Genomic DNA, 18630 nt, shown 5'->3' with positions numbered 1-18630 from the left:
TTCTTCTTGGGTGGGTATCAATGTGCGTGCCAGCGAATGGTAACGCGACTTTTGGGGGTTAAACAGCCTATGGGCTGGATCAGTACGCTTTATAAGTATCTAGGTAACCTGGGCCCGGCTAAACCTGAGAGGGAGCTGGAGCGCTGCGAAGATGATTTTGGCACGCTGCGAGTCAGCGAGCAGGGCGAGCTGCGTTATCTCTATTTTGGTAGCCAAACCGAGCAGAGTTGCGGTTTGGTCAATCATCCTGCGTGGCTGGAATATGACTATACACGTGCCATGTTGCTGGCTGGATTCTGGCAGCCACAGGCCTCGCGCGCAGTTGCTCTGGGGCTGGGTGGCGGCACTCTGGTAAACGCCGTGCTGGCGTATTTAACGCCACAACAATGCACCGCTGTTGAGCTGCGTGCCAAGGTCGTTGAATTGTCTCGCCGCTGGTTCGGGCTGAGCGCGGACCCGCGTCTTGAGGTGGTGGTCGCCAACGCCGAAAGCTACATTGCCAGCCAGCCAAACAGCTGTGACCTGCTGTTCGTCGATCTTTATCTGGAGGGAGGCATCGCGCGCCTGCAGTTGCAGGCTGATTTCTTTGCAGCCTGCAGGGCAGCGCTGCGCCCAGGTGGGCTATTGGTAGTGAATCAATGGCAGTTGGGGCAGAGCGGGCGTCCTTATGCTGCCAGCCCGCTGCAGCGTCTGTTCGGTACCCACTACCTGCAGGTTGAGGTGGAGGAGGGCAACATTATTCTGTTTATTCCGCAGTCCGGTGAGTTGATGCTGGACCGCACTGCCATGCTGCAGTGGGCGGATCAGCTTGAGCCACAGCTTGGCTACTCGCTAAGGCCGTATATCATGACCCTAAGGCGCGCTGGCGACGTACCCAGGCTACAAGAGGAATAAGGTGGCCAGAGCGTCATCAGGGTAGATCGACGAACCTAATACATGCGCCGGCTATACCACCAAGGCTTGCTGCTGGCCGGTAAAGTGCAGCAGATCGCCACAACGCTGGCATTGGTATTGGCGGCCTTTTCTGACCCAGGCGTGTCGCTGCGGCGTGAAGTGCATATGGTCGGGGCAGGCGCAGCGGTAGAGATAACGGGTGCTGCGGCGTTTAGCCACTGCATAGTTGTGGCAACGATTGGCTGGCAGCTGGAACAGTTGAGTCATGACGGCTTGCCACTCGCGGCCGTGCGGGCGAATCCGGGCGCCATAGACCTGGTGTGCGATCAGATGAGCCACTTCGTGTGGCACGGTTTGCAGTAGAAAGTCGTCTGCGTTGTCGCGGTAAAGCTGACCATTGAAGCGCAGCAGATTCTGGTTTAGATAAGCGACACCCGCACGCTGGCCGCGCAGATCCAGTTCTATATCCGGGCGGGGAAAGTGGCGGGAGAAGTGCTGCTCGGCGAGCTGATAGCAGCCTTCAAGGCGGGCAAGAATACGATCCATTGGCGCAGTATACCGTTGAACGTGCCTTGCCAGAAAGTGCGCTTGAACGCGCGAAAGGCAACGTCAGAAGACGCTGTTGTCGAGTCCTGCAGCCATGTACAGGCCCAGCTCTTCCGCTTGCTGCAAAAAGCTGTCCTGCCAGTCACCCTTGAACGTCAGGGGAGATTGCACCCAATTCCAACGCAACCCGGTCACAATGGATTCGACTGCGCGTCGAGTTCCGGTCCCATCCATCCCCGCGCGTATGTATAGCGCGCAGGGCAAGCCCTGTTTTTCTTCCAGAACGGGGTAGTAGCTGCGGTCAAAAAAGTCTTTCAGCGCGCCGCTCATATAGCCTAGATTTTCAGTGGTGCCGAGGATGATGGCATCGGCGCTCATGACGTCCTCCGGGCCCGCCTCCAGCGGCGGCTTGCAGTTGATTACTACGTCTTCGATATCGCCATGGCGAGCACCCCGTAGCACCGCTTCGCGCAGGGCGCGGGTGTTGTCCGATGGGGCGTGGGCAACGATCAATAGGGTCTTGCTGGACATACGCACTCCGGTTGGTGTCAGCCCTGTTTGCTGTTCCACAGCCGAGCAACTGCACGCTCGGAACCCAGCCAGGCAACCAATAGACCGAGCAAACCGATCAAACCGAATACCGTAACCGGAATCAGGAAGGTGCGCTCTATACCGGAGGGCAAAAACACGGCCAGTCCGGTGGCGAGGCTGAGAAACAGCAAGCTCATGATGACCAGAATACCGCGACTTTTGGGCGTGTAGTGGTAGGGCGCATCGCTATTTTCGAGTGGCTTGAGCAGAGGCGCGCAGAGTTTTCGGGCAAATTCTTTCAAGCTGGACATGGTGTGAGCCGGTTTGTTTGTGAGGGCTGGTAGGGCTCAGTTTAGCGCCTTAAAGCCGGTGAATAGAAGCGGGTGTTGCTATCTTTGGCGCAAGCGCTGCGGAAAAATTCAGGCTGGTCATGCAGCGTTCGCTGGGGTAGGGTGTTTACAGCTGAATATAAATTATAGATGCATAAGCACGTTATTTGACACCCGTCCTGCCTGGAATCTACCACACCTTTAAGGGGAGATTTCGGCTCCATGATTAGGCTTCTTGTGCCCATTGGGGCATTGCTTACCGGTATCGCCCTGTTGTTGCTGGGCACCGGCCTGCTCAATACCTTGCTGGCCTTGCGCGGCAGCGCTGAAGGTTTTGCTGATCAAACTCTGGGTCTGCTGGGGTCGGCCTATTTTGCTGGCTTCATTCTTGGTACCTGGCTATGCCCGCGGCTTATCCGTCGTATGGGGCACGTCCGTTCGTTTACCTTTCTTGCCGCCGCAGAGGCGGCCTGCGTGCTGATCCATGTGCTCTGGATCGAGCCCGGTATGTGGTTGTTGCTGCGGGTTATTACAGGCGTAGCCTTGGTCGGTATTTACACCATCATTGAAAGCTGGCTCAACACCACTGCGCCGTCCGAGCGGCGGGGTCAAGTCTTTGCCTGTTATATGGCGGTAAATCTGGGCTCGCTGGCTTTGGCGCAGCAGTTGTTGCGCTGGGATAGCCCTATGGCATTCACCCTGTTTGCGATTGCAGCCATCCTCATTGTGGTGGCCGTTATGCCGGTTGCCGCGACACGTTTGGCACAGCCCGTTATCACCGATACGCCACCGCTCTCTCTCAAACGGCTATGGCAGGCTGCACCAGTGGCCTGCGCTGGCGCTGTGCTATCCGGTCTGGGCATGGGTGGCTTCTGGGGCCTGGGTGCGGTCTATGCTGGACGTATGGGTATGGATACCGCCCAGATCGCTGGTTTCGTGTCGCTGGTGATTGTCGCTGGTGCGCTATCACAGTGGCCTATGGGGCGTCTTTCCGACCAGATTGATAGACGCAAGGCGTTGGTCGTTATCAGCGGTATGGCCGCCGTTGGTGGTGTATTGATGGCGCTGCTGGCACCTTTCGGTCAGTGGTTGCTGGTTGCCGCCGCCGTCTTTGGTGCGGGTTCGTTTGCAGTCTACCCAGCCGTGGTTGCGCATCTGATCGATCATTTACACCAGGAAGATATTTTGTCCGGCAATGGTTCGCTGCTGATGCTGCATGGTATTGGTGCGGCTGTTGGGCCGGCTTTGGCCGGTTGGTTAATGGGCATGACCAGTCCGGTAGCGTTGCCGTTGTTCTTTACCGCGATGTTTACGCTTTGTGCGCTCTACGCACTGTGGCAACTGCGCCAGGGCCGTGATCGCATTGTTGATGAGGCGGCGCATTATGTACCTATGGTGCGCACCTCCAACGCCGTACTGGAAATGATGCTGGAAGATGCCACCCATGAAGAACATGGTGAAGTGAAACCACAGGCAGCCAGCGGGGATGCAACTGACAAGCGCGCGGACGAGACTAACGAAATAGACAGTATTGAGGGAGCGCCAGAGCCATTATCGGTAGAACAGAACCGGCAAACTCTGGCGAAAGATGATGAAGAGCAACAAGGCCGCAACTGAGCCTCGGAGGCTATATATGTATTCAGTAGTGACAGGGAGAACAGGGCTATGATGTTGGCAACTGATTTGGACGGTACCTTTCTTGGAGGTGACCCCGATAATCGTCAGCGGCTGTATCAGCTGATTAATGCGCATCCCGGCATTAAGCTGGTGTTTGTTACCGGTCGCGGACTTGAAGTGGTAGTGCCGCTGCTTTCTGACCCGGCCATCCCGCGGCCTGATTACATTATTTGTGATGTTGGTGCGACCGTGGTTGATGGCGAAACGCTGCAGCCGGTGTACCCGGTACAAAGCGACATCGAAGCAGACTGGCCGGGTGAGCAGGTGGTCGCTCAGCGTCTGTCGGTCTTCCCCGGACTCGAGCGCCAGGATGTGCCGCAGCAGCGTCGGTGTTCGTATTTCTGTGAGCCAGGCGCGGTAACGGAAAAGGTCCGTGATGCGATGGAAGGCCTGGGTTGTGACCTGCTGTTCTCCGCCGGTATGTACCTTGACTGTCTGCCGCGTGGCGTGAACAAGGGCTCTACTCTGCGCCGGCTGGTAAAGCACCTGGGCAGTTCAATGGAAGAAGTGCTGGTCGCCGGCGATACCCTTAATGACCTGTCAATGTACGAACACGGTTTCAAGGGCGTGTGTGTGGGAGAGTCTGAGCCAGCATTGCTGGAGGCTACCGGCGATCGCGCCAAGGTACTGCATGCGCGGCTTAGTGGCTGTGGCGGCATCCTTGAAGCTATCTCGCACTTTGGTTTCCTGGGCCCACTGGGCGTAGATTCCGAGTTGCGTGACTTGCAGATCAAGGGCAAGGCAGATCTGGTGATGGTCTACCACCGGCTGCCCTACGAAGAGGTGATCGAAGATGGCAAGCTGGTCCGCCGCCCACCGACCTCGCCCAATGGTATTTTGCCTACCTTACTGAGTTTCTTTGGGGGTGATCAGCCTGGTTCCTGGGTTGCCTGGTCGATACACGACGCGCGCAAGCGTGAAGCCTTTGAAGTGCATACCAAGGTAGACGCCGAGAATTATCCCAACCTGGTGGCGGCGCGGGTAGCGCTAAGCAAGAATGATGTGGATGTCTTTTACAAACGATTTTCCAAGGAGGCGTTCTGGCCAACGCTGCACACCTTCTGGGAGCGAGCGGTGTTCCGTGAGGAAGATTGGGCCGTGTTCCTCAAGGTCAATCGCCTGTTTGCCGAGCGCACCGCAGCGGAAGCGGCAGAGGGCGCGGTAGTTTGGTTGCACGACTACAACCTGTGGATGGTGCCGGCCTTTCTGCGGCCGCTGCGACCGGACCTGAATATCGCCTTTTTTCACCACACTTATTTCCCCTCGGCGGATGTGTTTAATGTGCTGCCGTGGCGCCGCGAGATTATCGGCAGCCTGTTGCAGTGCGATTACATTGGCTTTCATATCCCGCGTCAGGCCGAGAACTTTGTCGATGTGGTGCGTGGTGTCGCGCCAGTCGAAGTGCTGGAAGAGAAGGGCTGCGCGCCGCGCTATCTTACCTATGGCTGTGCTGTCGGGCTGGATCGGATGACCACCATGATTTCGGTACATGGTCGTCCGATTGGTCTGGGTGCGCATCCGGTTGGTCTGGACGTAGGGCGGGTTAAAAAGATCACCGAAACGGCGGAGTGCCAGGAGCAAATTGATGAGCTGCGCGAACAGCTAAAAGGTGTGCGCGTTGTGCTCTCGGTAGAGCGTCTGGATTACACCAAGGGTACGCATGCCAAGCTGCTGGCGTTTGAGGCGCTGCTGGAGGCGCACCCGGAGTTGATCGGCAAGGTGACGCTGATCACCATCTGCGTGCCGGCAGCCCGCGAGATGACCATTTACGATGAGCTGTTGAGCCAGATTGAACAAGCGGTTGGGCGCATCAATGGACGTTTCTCCAAGGTCGGCTGGACGCCGGTACAGTTCTTCTACCGTGCAGTGCCATTCAACGAACTGATTGCCTATTACTTGATGGCTGATGTGATGTGGATTACGCCTTTGCGCGATGGTTTGAACCTGGTTGCGAAGGAGTACGTGGCTACTCAGGGTCTGCTCGGCGGTAGTGGCGCCCTGGTATTGTCGGAGTTTGCTGGCGCAGCAGCTGAGTTACATGGTGCGCTGCTAACCAATCCACATGATCCGCATGACCTGCGTGACACGCTTTATATCGGCCTTACCCTGGGGCGGAGCGAGCGTGAGGCACGGCTGAAAGAATTGTTTGGTGTGGTGCAGCACAACGATATCAAACGCTGGGGCGATGAGTTCCTGGAGGGCGTGCGGCATGCCCGGGCACTGGCATTGGAGCATCTGGCGGATAAGGTAGCCTGATCTGATACCGGATAACCAGCGGCTGGCTTTGGCCAGCCGCTGGTTTATCTGTGGCTTATTTTCCTAACACCTGGTTGATTTGATACACGGCGGTAGTGCCACTGACCTCGTTACCAATCACCAGCAGGGCTTCACCGTTCGGTGAGTCTTCAGCACTGATAAATACCAGTCCTTCCGGCCCCAGATCGCCAACACTGCTGAGCACTGTTTCCGGGTCTTCCGTGGTCCAGTCCTCGCGGGTATTGAGGTAGTCCACAAAGAAGGGGGCGGCAGGGTTAGTGATGTCGTAGGCCATCACGCCACCGATACGTTCCAGACCGATAAAGGCAAAGGCCTTTTTACCCAGATGACCGACAGTGATCCCCTCGGGCTCAGGGCCTTTGTTGTCACTGCGATTGTCGAAGGTATCGCCCTCATCGTGGGTCGAGTTGAAGTAGTCTGCGCAAAGGATGTCGCGGTTGCTGCCCAGCATGCAGTCGGCGCTGGCCAAGTGCTGCTCGATCTGATCTGCCGAGTCCCACACCAGCTTGCCATCAGCATCGCGGATCGAGAAGGAACGTGTGCCGTAGGCGTAGAGGTTGTCGTACATCAGGCGGTCGCCAGCAACGTTCTCGTTGCCCGTGCTATCAAACATCACTGGGTCGCCATTGGCGTCTTTGCGGTAGCCGTCAGTCCATGCAATGGTCAACCTTCCGAGCTTGTCGTCATCACCACAGGTACCGCGGTCTGCTATCGTTGCGCCGCAGTAGGCGAATACCGAAGGGTTAATGAGCGCGCCTTCAGCCAGTGCATGCAGCTGCGGGGCGAGATCATCGCCGACCCGGCGATCAAAGCCGCGGCTATCGGTCAGGCTTTTCATGCGGAACTCTTCAACAAAGCCCTTGCTGGCATCGCCATCCCAATAGGCCTGATCATCCTCACCCCAGGCACGCGAGTCACCTTCATTGGCCGTCACCAGATAGGTGCTACCCGCTACCTCGTAGGCATAGATTGCGTCAGGCTGATACATGCCCAGCAGTCCTGGCCAGGTAGCGATATTGATGGTGCCATCCTTGTCGCTGACGTCGATACCGTTGCCGCTGGCACCATGGTCCTTGTAACCCAGCGGCAGTATGTCAATAACGGCGGCGCGGGCAATGTCGATCTTGGCCAGGGCGTTGTTCTCCTGCAGGCTGACCCAAGCGGTGCTGCTATCGGCGGAGATAGCAATGTATTCGGGCTCCAGGTCCTGCGCGACGCTGGCATTAGGGCCGAAAATACGTATGCCAGCGCCTCTCAGCGCAGCGGCTTGACTATTGAATGCAGAAAAATCAGCGGTTTTTATCTCGGCCAGGCTATTGCCGTCCAGGCGCAGGACGCTCACAGAGCCTTCCGGATCTATGCTGTAATCGTTGTTTGGTTCGCCTTCGTTGGCGACCAGTATATGCAGGCCGTCTGGAGTAAAGGTCAGCATATCAGGCTGTGCGCCAACCTGCTTCGAGTCCAGCAGCGCGAGCGTAGCAGCATCAAATAGAGCGACGTAACCAGGGTCTGTTTTACTTGCGGCTTCTACGGCCACGGCTAGATAACCGTCCCGGTAGGCAAGGCTATTGACGACGGCGCCTGTAGCGACGCTTTCCACGGTCAGCGTAGTGATCAGTGTTGGGTTGCCAATATCGCTGGCATCCAGCACGTCTACTGCACCTTTTTGTGCGTTAACAATAAAAATCTGCTGATTAGCCGCATCGTAGGCTGGAATTTCTGCGGCGCTCTTGCCGAATACGCCAGAGCTGTAACGTCCGAGATAGCTAAGTGAAATACTCTGTGGCGTGATCTCATCTGAGACTTGCGGCGTGTCACTGTTGCTGCTGCTTTTACAGCCGACAACGGCTGCCATCATGGCAGCGCTGGTGGCGGTAATGATCCATTTGTTCATTTTATTGGCCCCTTCCCCTAGTTTGGTGAGGGTGACATTGATACGCAGCTTCCATGACAGTGCCTTTACTCTTTGATGGCACTTTGGTTGTGGTTGAAAAAGCATGGCTCGTTCCACCGCAGGCGGACTGATACACTTCGGTCATGGATGATGTGCAACCAGACGATTTAGTCCCCGACGGCTTCAGCGATGAACTGCTGGTAATATTGCGCGCCGCACCCTCAGGGCTGGGGGAGTACGCGCTGATTCGGCAGTTGGCTGAGCGTTACCCTGATTCGCTGTTCGCGGAGCCAGGCGCGTTACAGGATTCTCTGCGCCTTTTTCAGTTGCACTTTCTTCTTTTCCACCTGTTGTATCGTCTGGCAGATGAACTATCAGAAGCGGGGCAGATGCTAAGCATTCATGCCTTGAGTATTCGCCTGGCGCCTCGATCTGCAGCTCAGCCTGGGATCACACAAACGGATCCGCTACGCGCCTACTACCTGGATTGGCAGCAGTGGCGTGAAACCCACGCTGAGGATGTACAGCGTCTGCTTGACGGTTTCTGGCGGCGGGGGAGGGGCGTTGTAGGTGTAGACGAGCTGCAACAGGCATTAGCTGTGATGGAGCTGCAGGAGCCGACCGATGCGCGGGCAGTAAAGCAGCGTTATCGCGCGTTGGTGAGGGTGCATCATCCGGACAAGGGTGGCAGCACGGCGCGGGTCCAGGAAATAAATCAAGCCATGCTAATTCTTGAACGCTATTACGGCCGAAGTTGAAGTCGCTAATCTCTCTAAGCAAATCGGCTCTCCCTTTTTATTCTTCGCTATAGTCAATGCAGGGTGCTGAAGTTCAGGTACCTGTGCGCTGCCATTGATGCTAAAGCGCTGAATAATAATTAGGAGGTCAGACCATGATCCACCATGTAGTGGGGCTGTTCACCCATCCCGATGAGGAATGGAGAGAAATAAAAGGCGAGGACGAAAGCATTGGGCATATGTACTTGACCCATGTGCTTGTTCTGGCTGCGATTCCGGTAGTCTCTGCTTATATTGGTACCACTCAGGTAGGTTGGTACATTGGCACCGAAGAAGCGGTCAAGCTGACTCAAGCCAGTGCGCTATCGATGACGCTGCTGTCTTATCTCGCGATGCTTGCTGGCGTAGCCGTGATGGGCGCCTTTATCCACTGGATGGCTCGTACCTACGACTCAGCCCCCACCTTCAATGATTGCGTTGTGTTTGCCGCTTATACCGCAACGCCGCTGTTTATAGCCGGTCTGGCTGCGCTTTATCCCAGCCTCTGGTTGGGGATGTTGGTGGGTACTGCTGCGGTAGCCTATACCGTCTACCTGCTTTACCAGGGGATTCCCATTTTTATGGATATTCCTCGTGATGAAGGCTTCCTGTTTTCCAGTTCTATCCTGGCCGTAGGGTTAGTGGTACTGGTTGCCATGATGGCTACATCAGTTATTTTTTGGGGCTTTGGCGTAGGGCCCGTTTACCTTCGTTAGTATCTTGCAAGTTCACCGATCAACCCCTCTCGGCAATGCCAAGAGGGGTTGATGTTTTTATGTACAGCGGTTTCCAGTAAAATGCCGGTTTTACTCTACCGGTGTGCCTCTCCATGAGCCGTCTCAGCGTTAACCAAAACAAGCTGCAAAAACGTTTGCGTCGCCTGACCGCCGAAGCGGTGACCGATTACAACATGATTGAAGATGGTGACAAGATCATGGTCTGCCTATCCGGCGGCAAAGACAGCTACACGCTGCTTGATGTGCTACTGCACCTGCAAAAGGTTGCGCCGATCCAGTTTGAATTGGTTGCCGTCAATATGGATCAGAAGCAGCCAGGCTTTCCGGAAGACGTATTGCCCGCCTATTTGAGTGAGCTGGGCGTGCCGTATCACATCCTTGAGCGCGACACCTATTCCATCGTTAAAGAAAAAGTCCCCGAAGGTAAAACGACCTGTTCGCTTTGTTCGCGGCTGCGTCGTGGCAATCTTTATACTTTTGCCGATGAAATAGGTGCGACCAAGATGGCGCTGGGGCATCACCGCGACGACATTATTGAGACCTTTTTCCTCAACATGTTTTACGGCGGCAATCTCAAAGCCATGCCACCCAAGCTGCGGTCGGATGATGGCCGTAATGTGGTGATTCGGCCTTTGGCATACTGCAATGAGAAAGACATTGCTGCTTACTCTGAGCTTCAGGGCTTTCCGATTATTCCCTGTAACCTCTGCGGCTCGCAGGAGAATCTGCAACGCCAGGTGGTCAAGGATATGTTGCAAGGTTGGGAGCGTGCGACACCTGGCCGTCTCGACAATGTCTTTCGCTCGTTGCAGCATGTGCAGCCATCGCAGCTGGCCGATAGCAAACTGTTCGATTTTGCCAGTCTGAGCATCGATGAGTCCGTCGCGCCACGTTTCCTTAATGTGACGAATCTCTGATTCACCTCTGCTGTGGAGTTTGACTGTGCAGGACTATGCCTGGCTTGAGAGTTATTGCTTGAACCGGTTTGGCTCAAAGGCCCAGCTCGAGGCACATTTGCCCAAGCCAAGGTCGGCCGCCCAATTACGTACGATAACTGATGATCGTTACCTTTCCACCATGGCGCTGCGAGTTTTTCGTGCCGGATTGAAGCACAGCCTGGTAGACGCCAAATGGCCGGTATTCGAAGAGGTCTTTTTCGGCTTTGACCCGGACAAAGTGGTGCTGATGAGCGCCGAGCATTTAGAGCGGTTGATGGCCGACAAGCGCATCATTCGTCACTTGGGCAAGTTGCGCAGTGTTCCACGTAACGCCCAGTTGGTGCTCGACATACGCACTGAATACGGCAGCATGGGGCAACTTATAGCCGATTGGCCGGTAGATGATATCGTTGGCTTGTGGCGTATGTTGGCTAAACGGGGCAGTCAGCTTGGCGGCCAATCCATGCCGCGTTTTTTGCGCATGGTCGGTAAGGATACCTGGGTTGCTACAGAAGACGTGGTTGCGGGATTGAAGGCCCAAGGGGTTATAGACCGGACTCCGGCCAGTCAGCGTGATCAGAATGCGGCTCAGGCGGCGTTTAATCATTGGATGGAACAGAGCGGCAGACCGCTGTGCCAGTTATCGGCGATGTTGGCTTTTACGGTAAATCACTGAGACTTGGCGTACAAAGTTAAAGTAAAATCTTGACATGGTGTGCGCAATCGTACATTTTTTAATCAAAGTTCAATGATAGAAAGGTATGCGGATGCGGTTTAGTGCTCTATTGATGTTACTCGTCATAGCTCTGCTGGCAGGCTGTAGCAGTGCGCCAAGAGCGCCGTTAGACGTTACCGCTAAATCCAACGTACGCACCCCCGTCCCCTCTGTCCCCGCTGTTCGTTCCAATACCGCCGATGCTTTGGGTAATGATGTTGTCTTCCAGGCATTCAGCCTTATTGGTACCCCCTACCGCTGGGGCGGCACTTCGCCGGATACGGGGTTCGACTGCAGTGGTCTGATTCAGTATGTTTACCGCGAAGCGGCTGGGGTTACCTTGCCCCGCACCACCGCAGGCCTTACCTCGATGCAGACCGACAAGCCCAGCGAAAGCGCATTGGTGCCCGGTGATCTGCTGCTTTTTGCCATGAACGGCGGACGAGTCAATCACGCCGGTATCTACATTGGCGAAGGGCGTTTCCTGCATGCGCCCAGCACAGGTGGTGTGGTGCGGGTGGATGAGCTTGGGTCCAGCTTTTGGCAGCGTACCTTCAAGGGCGCGCGCCGGGTACTCAGCAGCAACTGAATTGGTCCACCAGGACGGCTTCACCCCCTCTTCTTCTCTCTACCCGGCTCAATCCGCGTCTTAATTACGTCAAGCTATTCGTTGTCGGGCTTACACATAGTAAGAAAAAACACATGACGCTGCTGGAATGGACTTTGCTTTATGTCATCACTTCGCTGTTCTGGAAGTGGATAATCAGCTGGGGCGGCGCTCAGTGGGTTGAGGGCTGGAAATCCTGGTTCTTTATTCACTTTCTCGCGCCTGCGTGGAGCGCAGAAGGCATTCGTCTGTTTGCTGTCGTGATGTGGTTTTTTACCAGTCTCTGGTTTGTCGGCGGCCTGTTCAGCGAAAACATACGTAACTCGGGCTTTCTGTTATGAGCGCTGCGCTTTTCAGCAGCGGTCTGGCTAGCGCGCGCAGTGTGCTCGGGTGAATACGCAAGAACGACTTCCGTTATGGTCTGCGCTGTCCTTTTTGTTTCTGGATACAGAGATTTCCGCTGATACCCACCGATATATCTCACGACAGGTAATAAGCTCCGGGCTCTCGCCAGAAGCGGTGCTGGAGGTGCTCTGGCTTGAGGTGTTTCCTGCGCAGTGCGACAACCTGCGCGATGTGGCGGGTGAATGGGCCGGGTTTGATGATGTCTGGCTGTGCGAGCGTATCTGCGCCGTTATTGGTAAACGGATTACTGCTTATCGACCTATGGGAATGCTGTCAGTCAATCAGGTAATAGACATCATCGAGACTGAATGGCGCTATTGCTGCCGTTATTTGCCTGCCGCCTACTCTGTAGCTGTGCGCCCGCCAAGCAAGCGAATCAAGCGACAAGGCGCTGCCAAGGGGCTTTGCTTCTGGTTTTTCTGAGCGCTTTTATCATTGTTATGGATACAGCACTAATAGCCTTGGGTTACATGCGCTCGATACAGGGCCTTGTGCTATCTGCGCAAGGGCAATAGCCGCTCGATAATACGGCGAGATAGAAAAGGGAGAAGGGAAATGAAGCCTGCATTATTGTTTATGCAGGTGGGCTCCTGTCTTCTGCAGCAAGACCACGTCGTTGCCAAGGATCTCTAGCCTGGCGTCCCAGCGCTGTGCTAGCCAGGTGAAGCTCTGTTCGCTGAAATAACTGATATGGGTGGGATCGCTTTTATAGTGCCAATGCTTGAAGGCTTCCTGGTTCTTGACCCTTTTGGTCATGATGCCGAGCCAGCCATTGGGCTTCAGGCAGGTCCACAATTGATCCAGGACCAACAAGGGTTGGGACAGGTGTTCGACTACTTCAGTCGCGGTGATGAAGTCCCAGCGTTGGCTCAGCGCCTGCGGGTTGGGGTGGTAGTACAGGTCGTGCAGACTAACCTGATGGCCGTGCTCACGCAGCATGGCCGCCAAGGCGGGGCCAGGGCCACAGCCAAAATCCAACCCGTTACTGCCGGGCCTTAGGCGCTCCAGCAAAGGCGTTGCAAGGCGTGAAAGAAACTGCCGATAGCCGGCATCGTTCGGGTGATTTTCATGTCTGTCATATTCGGCGCGCTCGGCGGCATGATCAAGGTGCCACTGGGTGGGAACATGGACCATCAGGCAGTCGTTACACTGAAAGTAGGGCCGCTTGACGTCACTATAAAACCAGGCTGCTGCCGCCTGGCAGAGTGGGCAGCGTGAATACGCTGGCGTCTCTATCACAGGGGCTGCACGCGGCTGATCAGATCATCGCTTTCGACCAGGCGCAGAAACTCGTCACCCAGTCGTTGGCTTTCACTCATGGCTGTGCGCCAATACTTTTCGCGGCCGTCGTTATCATAGACAAAGCGGTTGAAATCCTTACGGTCGGGGAGCTTGCGGTAGGGCAGACTGTCGAGATACTCGCGCGACGGAGCAACCAGCAGAACGTCACGCATCTGTTGCGGGTTGGCTTTACGCCACGGCAGACTTTTGTCAAACCAGCCGGGTACTACGCGGTCCAGAAAGTGCGGATAAAGCACCACGCCAGGAGCCGTATAGGGCAGGTCAAGATGATAGTCGAGCAGGCCACCATCTCGATATACCCCGGCTGTTGTGCCAGGAATATCGCGTACCGCTTCCATCACCATGGGGATGGAGCCGGAGGCGAGCAGGGCTGCACGCAAGTTGGCGGGCGTAAGGTTGACGTGACTGCTCTTGAAATCATGCAGGTCATCCAGTGCCGGTCGCTGGCGGGGATCGTGTAGTATTACCCGCTCAAAAAAACGCCCCAGGTGCCTGCGTCCCAGCAGGTTGGCACCAATGACACCGCTTAGGCCAAGCCCCAGACGGGTGCGTGAATCATGCTGTAGCAGGCCCAGGCTTTTTACTACTACGATGTTGAGGTAGTAGTTAGGATTGGTCAGGATAGTGTCGAACTCTCCGCCCAGCAGCTCGTCCAGCATCTCGCCACAGGCAGCACTGATACGCTGAATACTCACCCCTTTGGGGAAACGCATGTTGGTGTAGAGTTCACCCAGTTGACGCAGGGTGGTGACCGGATCTGGCATGCAGGCACTGGCAAAGCGCCAACTGCCAATAGAGGCGCCGATCAGGCTGCGCGGTTGCGGCGCGCGAGGTAGCCACTCGCCAAACAGGGCCAGGTCCAGGCCTTGAATACCCAGCGCCTTGGGGCCGCCGGCTGCACCGGGAATCATGTGCACATCCTGCGGCTGCAGGCCGTTATGGCGGATGTGCTCGATAGCACGATGGCCTGCGCGTAGCGTCAATGCAGGGGCGGCAACATGAATGGCGGGCATGTCTCGGCGGTTCCTTTACAGTCCGAAAAGCGAAAGCGAGTTATTTTAAGGTTGGTTTCAGCTGCTGACTATAGTCTGTGCTTACACCCTAAGACGACAGAGGTACTATTTATGAACAAGGCAATTGCACTTACCTGCGCAGCATTTTTGAGTTTGGGCAGCGGTGCGCTGCTGGCAGATGATGACGTCCGCCTGGATGAGGCTAACACCTTGATCGAGCAGGGTACCATCATGAACTTTGAAGAACTTAACCAAAAGGCACTGAGCGTTCAGCCCGGCACTATTACTGACACCGATCTCGAAAAGGTCTACGGTCGTTATGTTTACCAGGTAGAAATTCTGGATGGCCAGGGGCAGGAATGGGATGTTGATATGGACGCCAGCAATGGTGAAGTACTTGAACACAAGCAGGACAATTAATAATACGCTGCTAAGGTCCAGCCGTTTTGTGCTGGGCCTTTTGCTGTGCAGTGCCGCTATTCAGGCTGACGATATCGGTCAGGACGAGGTGCTGGAACTGGTGGAGCAGGGGCGAATAGCTCCGCTCCAGCAGTTTATTGATGATGCGCTGCTGCGCTACCCCGGACGCTTTCTGAGTGCCGAACTGGAGGCCGACGATGGCCGCTATGTTTATGAAATTGAAGTGATCACCCGTGAGCGGGTGGTAATGGAACTTGAGTATGATGCGCTGAGTGGCGAACTGCTTGAGGTAGAAGAGGATGATTGATGCGGATACTGCTGGTCGAAGATAACGTAGCACTGGCGGACTCCCTGACCCTTAAGCGTGCCGGTTATGCGGTGGACTGGCGCACGGATGGGCGCGATGCCCTGATTCTGGGGGAGCAGGAACCCTATGACCTGGCGATCGTTGATCTCGGCTTGCCTGGTATGGATGGGCTTGAGGTGGTGCGACGTTGGCGAAATGCGGGACAGGCGACGCCCGTATTGATGTTGACTGCACGCAGTCGCTGGACTGAGCGCGTGGCTGGCCTGCAGGCTGGTGCTGACGATTATCTGACCAAACCTTTTCATAATGAAGAGTTGCTGTTGCGTATCCAGGCGCTGTTGCGTCGCGCGCATGGTCGCGAGCCGAGCGCAACGCTCAATGTCGGCGGCTTGGCCCTGGATGAAGCAACGCAGCAGGTTAGCGGTGCGGGTCTGGCGTCGACCGGTCTATCTGCCACCGAGTTCAAACTACTCCGCTACATGATGCTCAATGCTGGCCAGGTACTGTCCAAAGCACGCTTGGCCGAGCATCTGTACGATTATGAAGACGAGCGCGACTCCAACGTTATTGAAGTACAGATTAATCATTTGCGCAGCAAGCTGGGGCGCGCTGCGATAGAAACGCGGCGTGGCCAGGGCTATGTGTTGGTAGGGCTGGCGCCGTGATCTCCATCGGGCGCCGTCTTGGCGTCGGCCTTTTGTTAATCATGCTGTTCAGCATAGTGTTGCTTGGTCAGGGCAGTGTCTGGTTGTACGACCGGGCACAACGCGCCTATCTGCTGACGTTATTGCAAAGTGAGACAGATAGTCTGCTGGCGGCCATGACGCCTGGTGTTGACGGGCTGTATCTTGACCTGAGTAAGGTTGACCCGGATTACCGTCGAGTTTACTCCGGTCGCTATTTTATCGTTCAGGGTCGGGAGCGCTGGCGCTCACGCTCACTCTGGGATCAACGCCTGCCAGTACCCAGCGACAGCGACGCTCAGTCTACCGGCCTGGTACCTGGACCCAAAGGCCAGCAGCTACTGGTTTGGTCTCAGCAGTACAGTAGTCATGGCGAACAATTGAGGGTGACGGTGGCGCTGGATTATCAGCCGCTGCTCGCGACTTTTCAGCGCGCGCGCTGGTGGCTCTGGGGGCTGGGAGCAGCTGTGATTGTGGTGGCTCTGCTGTTGCAGCAATGGCTATTGCAGCGTGCCTTGCGTCCTCTGCGTCGAGCGCAGGCTGAGTTATCCGAGTGGCGCACGGGTGCGCGCATGCAACTGAGTGAAACTGTGCCGCTGGAGTTACATCCGCTGGTAGTGGAAATCAATCACTTGGGTAGACAGGTAGAACGGGTTCTGGAGCGAGGGCGCAGTAGTGCTGGTGACTTGGGGCACGCGTTGAAAACGCCTTTGGCGGTGCTCGAGAGTCGCCTGGATAATCTGACCAGCACCTTGGCGCCCGAGCACGTGACGCCCCTGCGCGAGCAGCTCGATATCATTCACAGCCAGTTGGAGAGAACCCTCCAGCGCGCACGCCTGGCGCCCGAGCAGCAACGTGCAGAGCGTTTTCAGGCAGAGCGCGATATGCACGCCCTGATTGCCACCTTCAAGTCGCTGTATAACGAGATAGATATCAGCGTTGATGGGGTTGGTGAACTGAGTTGGCCCTACGACCGTGAAGATATGCAGGAGCTGTTGGGCAATCTGATCGACAATGCCTGCAAGTGGTCAAAGGGGCAGGTCCAGGTTGGCTGGAAATTGAACTCTGAGGGTTTGTATCTGCAGATAGCGGATGATGGGCCGGGTATCGCACCTCGCGAGCGTGAAGAGGTCTTGAATCGTGGTACCCGCCTTGATCGGCAGGTGCCTGGTCACGGGCTTGGGCTCGGTATTGTCACCGATCTGGTGAGTGCCTATGCAGGCAGTCTGCAGTTGTCTGAAGCGACGCTCGGTGGTCTGCTGGTTGAGGTATGGTTGCCGCTACGCACCTAGATGCGCAGCGGCTGGGCGTTAAAGAAAAGACGTATCTATGTCGACCAGCAACAAGTGACGGCTGTCATCAATGAATAGTCCTGAGGTCAGGCAGTACTGATTGGTGGTGGCATCGCGATACCGGTTGGATAGTATGACCCTGCTGTCTTCGCCGCCTTCCGCCAGAATCTGGTAAAAGTATGGCCGCCAGGACCAGTTGTGATCCAGGTAGCGCGGATCGGTATGCCAGGCGTCACCTTTCCATTCATAGTTGGGTGAAATCTGCGTGCCATGCGCATCGCAGAGAAAGCAGCGCAGTAGCCATGGGTAGGATTCCGGCGCAGGCAGGTGAGCGGGTTGGCCACCTTTGCTGAGCCACACCCGCAAGTCTGCAAACAGTTCGGCCAATGATTTGCGTAGGCTGGCAAGCTTCTCCCGCTCGGCCAGCTTGTCCAGGACATAGTGATCGCGCATGTCTGAAAACTTTTGCTTTACCGCTTCAGCCGGCAAAAAGTTCTCTTCAGGCCTACCGAACAGGTAACCCTGTACATAGCGGGCGCCGCACTCCAGTGCGAAGTGCAGTTCCTGCTCGGTCTCCACACCTTCTGCGATAATCCAGCAGCCGCTTTTCTCCGCCATCAATGCCAGAGCTCTGACGAAGTCGCCGCTGTTGCCATTGCCGCTGGCGGCTTTGCGAAACAGCTGGATATCAAGCTTGAGGATGTCTGGTTCCAGTGCCAGAACACGGTCAAGCATGGAATAACCGGCGCCAAAGTCATCGATTGCAATTCGAATACCGGCCTGGCGATAACGCTGAACCACATCACGTAGCTGATCAATACTGCCCTGCAATTCGGTAATTTCGAATACTACTTGGTCGGGTGGTAAGCCGATTTCCTCCAGCAACTGCAGGCTGGGTAACGGCTGCCCGGGCTTCAACTGGCTTACCCAGGATGGCGATATGTTCAAGCTGATAAAGCCGTCAGGGTTGTCGCGGAAACGCTCGAGTGCCATGCGACGTATACAGCGGTCCAATTCCAGCAGATCAGCGGGGTTTACCTCCGGATCGGTAAATAGCGGGCCGGCGCTGGTGATATTGCCTTCGTCGTCACGCAGGCGGGCAAGCGCTTCGTACCCCGCGATACGGCCTGTTGCGGTATCGATCAGAGGTTGGAAGTAAGGCAGAGGCTGACCATTAAACACATTATTCTCCGGGTCGGAATGGGCGGGTAGCGGTATGCAAGATTATAGCCAAGGCTGGTTGAGCCCGCATTGTGGCTGCGTTCGGCATCAACCTGATCGGGTTTT

21 protein-coding genes are annotated in these 18630 nt (G+C 55.9%); 14 read left to right on the top strand and 7 right to left on the bottom strand.

Annotated elements, in window-relative coordinates; all coding sequences use genetic code 11:
• The first annotated feature begins 36 nt into the window (after positions 1-36).
• On the top strand, positions 37-894 hold the full coding sequence (locus H4J77_RS03690; RefSeq protein ID WP_182247046.1) for a spermidine synthase: 858 nt from the start codon (positions 37-39) through the stop codon (positions 892-894).
• A 51-nt stretch (positions 895-945) separates the two neighbouring features.
• Here H4J77_RS03690 and H4J77_RS03685 read toward each other — a convergent pair whose 3' ends face one another.
• From H4J77_RS03685 to H4J77_RS03675, 3 genes are all read right to left on the bottom strand, one after another.
• A complete protein-coding gene (locus tag H4J77_RS03685) occupies positions 946-1440 on the bottom strand; it encodes a SprT family zinc-dependent metalloprotease (protein ID WP_182247044.1) in 495 nt (164 codons plus the stop codon).
• 63 nt (positions 1441-1503) lie between these two features.
• Positions 1504-1971, bottom strand: coding sequence for a flavodoxin family protein (locus H4J77_RS03680; RefSeq protein ID WP_182247042.1), 468 nt, complete (start codon positions 1969-1971; stop codon positions 1504-1506).
• A gap of 17 nt (positions 1972-1988) precedes the next feature.
• Positions 1989-2282, bottom strand: a complete 294-nt coding sequence (locus H4J77_RS03675) for a hypothetical protein (RefSeq protein ID WP_123890196.1) — start codon at positions 2280-2282, stop codon at positions 1989-1991.
• A gap of 240 nt (positions 2283-2522) precedes the next feature.
• Between H4J77_RS03675 and H4J77_RS03670 the strand changes: the two genes are divergently transcribed.
• Together H4J77_RS03670 and ggpS are read left to right on the top strand one after the other, a co-directional pair.
• Entirely contained in the window at positions 2523-3917 is a 1395-nt protein-coding gene (locus H4J77_RS03670; RefSeq protein WP_123890195.1) for an MFS transporter, read from the top strand.
• Between the two features lie 48 nt (positions 3918-3965).
• The gene (gene ggpS / locus H4J77_RS03665; protein WP_182247040.1) at positions 3966-6233 is read left to right on the top strand and encodes a glucosylglycerol-phosphate synthase; all 2268 of its coding nucleotides are present in this window, start codon (positions 3966-3968) and stop codon (positions 6231-6233) included.
• A 55-nt stretch (positions 6234-6288) separates the two neighbouring features.
• Here the strand turns inward: ggpS and H4J77_RS03660 are convergent, their stop codons facing one another.
• A complete protein-coding gene (locus H4J77_RS03660; RefSeq protein ID WP_182247038.1) occupies positions 6289-8148 on the bottom strand; it encodes a choice-of-anchor I family protein in 1860 nt (619 codons plus the stop codon).
• A gap of 143 nt (positions 8149-8291) precedes the next feature.
• Between H4J77_RS03660 and H4J77_RS03655 the strand changes: the two genes are divergently transcribed.
• The 7 genes from H4J77_RS03655 to H4J77_RS03625 all read left to right on the top strand — a co-directional run bounded on the left by H4J77_RS03655 (position 8292) and on the right by H4J77_RS03625 (position 12749).
• Positions 8292-8906: a DNA-J related domain-containing protein gene (locus tag H4J77_RS03655; RefSeq protein WP_182247036.1), complete on the top strand. Its 615-nt coding sequence runs from the start codon at positions 8292-8294 to the stop codon at positions 8904-8906.
• 134 nt (positions 8907-9040) lie between these two features.
• Positions 9041-9640 carry a Yip1 family protein gene (locus tag H4J77_RS03650; RefSeq protein WP_182247034.1) on the top strand — a complete coding sequence of 200 codons (600 nt, stop codon included), beginning with the start codon at positions 9041-9043 and terminating at the stop codon, positions 9638-9640.
• Positions 9641-9753: 113 nt separating this feature from the next.
• Positions 9754-10578, top strand: a complete 825-nt coding sequence (gene ttcA / locus H4J77_RS03645; RefSeq protein ID WP_123890190.1) for a tRNA 2-thiocytidine(32) synthetase TtcA — start codon at positions 9754-9756, stop codon at positions 10576-10578.
• A gap of 25 nt (positions 10579-10603) precedes the next feature.
• Entirely contained in the window at positions 10604-11275 is a 672-nt protein-coding gene (locus H4J77_RS03640) for a DNA-3-methyladenine glycosylase I (protein ID WP_182247032.1), read from the top strand.
• A gap of 91 nt (positions 11276-11366) precedes the next feature.
• On the top strand, positions 11367-11903 hold the full coding sequence (locus H4J77_RS03635) for a C40 family peptidase (protein WP_123890188.1): 537 nt from the start codon (positions 11367-11369) through the stop codon (positions 11901-11903).
• A gap of 113 nt (positions 11904-12016) precedes the next feature.
• Positions 12017-12262, top strand: coding sequence for a hypothetical protein (locus H4J77_RS03630; RefSeq protein ID WP_182247030.1), 246 nt, complete (start codon positions 12017-12019; stop codon positions 12260-12262).
• A 49-nt stretch (positions 12263-12311) separates the two neighbouring features.
• The gene (locus H4J77_RS03625; RefSeq protein ID WP_182247028.1) at positions 12312-12749 is read left to right on the top strand and encodes a hypothetical protein; all 438 of its coding nucleotides are present in this window, start codon (positions 12312-12314) and stop codon (positions 12747-12749) included.
• Positions 12750-12893: 144 nt separating this feature from the next.
• Here H4J77_RS03625 and H4J77_RS03620 read toward each other — a convergent pair whose 3' ends face one another.
• Positions 12894-13460: a class I SAM-dependent methyltransferase gene (locus H4J77_RS03620; RefSeq protein ID WP_182247026.1), complete on the bottom strand. Its 567-nt coding sequence runs from the start codon at positions 13458-13460 to the stop codon at positions 12894-12896.
• A gap of 101 nt (positions 13461-13561) precedes the next feature.
• On the bottom strand, positions 13562-14641 hold the full coding sequence (locus H4J77_RS03615) for a patatin-like phospholipase family protein (protein WP_123890184.1): 1080 nt from the start codon (positions 14639-14641) through the stop codon (positions 13562-13564).
• A gap of 111 nt (positions 14642-14752) precedes the next feature.
• Between H4J77_RS03615 and H4J77_RS03610 the strand changes: the two genes are divergently transcribed.
• From H4J77_RS03610 to H4J77_RS20155, 4 genes are read left to right on the top strand one after another with little or no spacing between them, the layout of a single operon-like run.
• Positions 14753-15061, top strand: a complete 309-nt coding sequence (locus H4J77_RS03610) for a PepSY domain-containing protein (RefSeq protein WP_123890183.1) — start codon at positions 14753-14755, stop codon at positions 15059-15061.
• A 28-nt stretch (positions 15062-15089) separates the two neighbouring features.
• Positions 15090-15368, top strand: coding sequence for a PepSY domain-containing protein (locus H4J77_RS03605; RefSeq protein ID WP_372237822.1), 279 nt, complete (start codon positions 15090-15092; stop codon positions 15366-15368).
• Complete coding sequence (locus H4J77_RS03600; RefSeq protein WP_182247022.1) at positions 15368-16033, top strand: response regulator transcription factor; 666 nt, start codon at positions 15368-15370, stop codon at positions 16031-16033. The genes H4J77_RS03605 and H4J77_RS03600 overlap by 1 nt, the downstream gene beginning before the upstream one ends.
• A complete protein-coding gene (locus H4J77_RS20155) occupies positions 16030-17343 on the top strand; it encodes a sensor histidine kinase (protein WP_182247020.1) in 1314 nt (437 codons plus the stop codon). Before H4J77_RS03600 ends, H4J77_RS20155 begins: the two co-directional genes overlap by 4 nt.
• An 18-nt stretch (positions 17344-17361) precedes the next feature.
• On the opposite strand, the gene H4J77_RS03590 is transcribed toward H4J77_RS20155, so the two are convergent.
• Positions 17362-18525 (bottom strand): EAL domain-containing protein, encoded by a 1164-nt coding sequence (locus tag H4J77_RS03590; RefSeq protein ID WP_182247018.1) that lies wholly within the window; start codon positions 18523-18525, stop codon positions 17362-17364.
• Between the last annotated feature and the right edge of the window lie 105 nt (positions 18526-18630).

Source organism: Pseudomonas sp. 5Ae-yellow (assembly GCF_014077575.1).
Taxonomy (GTDB): domain Bacteria; phylum Pseudomonadota; class Gammaproteobacteria; order Pseudomonadales; family Pseudomonadaceae; genus Halopseudomonas; species Halopseudomonas neustonica.
The sequence above is the reverse complement of the archived record's forward strand: the minus strand, read 5'-3'. Positions and strand labels throughout refer to the sequence as shown.

Coding starts and splice junctions, on each gene's coding strand:
- H4J77_RS03690 (WP_182247046.1), top strand. CDS start 37: ATGGTAACGCGACTTTTGGGGGTTAAACAGCCTATGGGCTGGATCAGT.
- H4J77_RS03685 (WP_182247044.1), bottom strand. CDS start 1,440: ATGGATCGTATTCTTGCCCGCCTTGAAGGCTGCTATCAGCTCGCCGAG.
- H4J77_RS03680 (WP_182247042.1), bottom strand. CDS start 1,971: ATGTCCAGCAAGACCCTATTGATCGTTGCCCACGCCCCATCGGACAAC.
- H4J77_RS03675 (WP_123890196.1), bottom strand. CDS start 2,282: ATGTCCAGCTTGAAAGAATTTGCCCGAAAACTCTGCGCGCCTCTGCTC.
- H4J77_RS03670 (WP_123890195.1), top strand. CDS start 2,523: ATGATTAGGCTTCTTGTGCCCATTGGGGCATTGCTTACCGGTATCGCC.
- ggpS (WP_182247040.1), top strand. CDS start 3,966: ATGATGTTGGCAACTGATTTGGACGGTACCTTTCTTGGAGGTGACCCC.
- H4J77_RS03660 (WP_182247038.1), bottom strand. CDS start 8,148: ATGAACAAATGGATCATTACCGCCACCAGCGCTGCCATGATGGCAGCC.
- H4J77_RS03655 (WP_182247036.1), top strand. CDS start 8,292: ATGGATGATGTGCAACCAGACGATTTAGTCCCCGACGGCTTCAGCGAT.
- H4J77_RS03650 (WP_182247034.1), top strand. CDS start 9,041: ATGATCCACCATGTAGTGGGGCTGTTCACCCATCCCGATGAGGAATGG.
- ttcA (WP_123890190.1), top strand. CDS start 9,754: ATGAGCCGTCTCAGCGTTAACCAAAACAAGCTGCAAAAACGTTTGCGT.
- H4J77_RS03635 (WP_123890188.1), top strand. CDS start 11,367: ATGCGGTTTAGTGCTCTATTGATGTTACTCGTCATAGCTCTGCTGGCA.
- H4J77_RS03630 (WP_182247030.1), top strand. CDS start 12,017: ATGACGCTGCTGGAATGGACTTTGCTTTATGTCATCACTTCGCTGTTC.
- H4J77_RS03620 (WP_182247026.1), bottom strand. CDS start 13,460: ATGGTCCATGTTCCCACCCAGTGGCACCTTGATCATGCCGCCGAGCGC.
- H4J77_RS03615 (WP_123890184.1), bottom strand. CDS start 14,641: ATGCCCGCCATTCATGTTGCCGCCCCTGCATTGACGCTACGCGCAGGC.
- H4J77_RS03610 (WP_123890183.1), top strand. CDS start 14,753: ATGAACAAGGCAATTGCACTTACCTGCGCAGCATTTTTGAGTTTGGGC.
- H4J77_RS03600 (WP_182247022.1), top strand. CDS start 15,368: ATGCGGATACTGCTGGTCGAAGATAACGTAGCACTGGCGGACTCCCTG.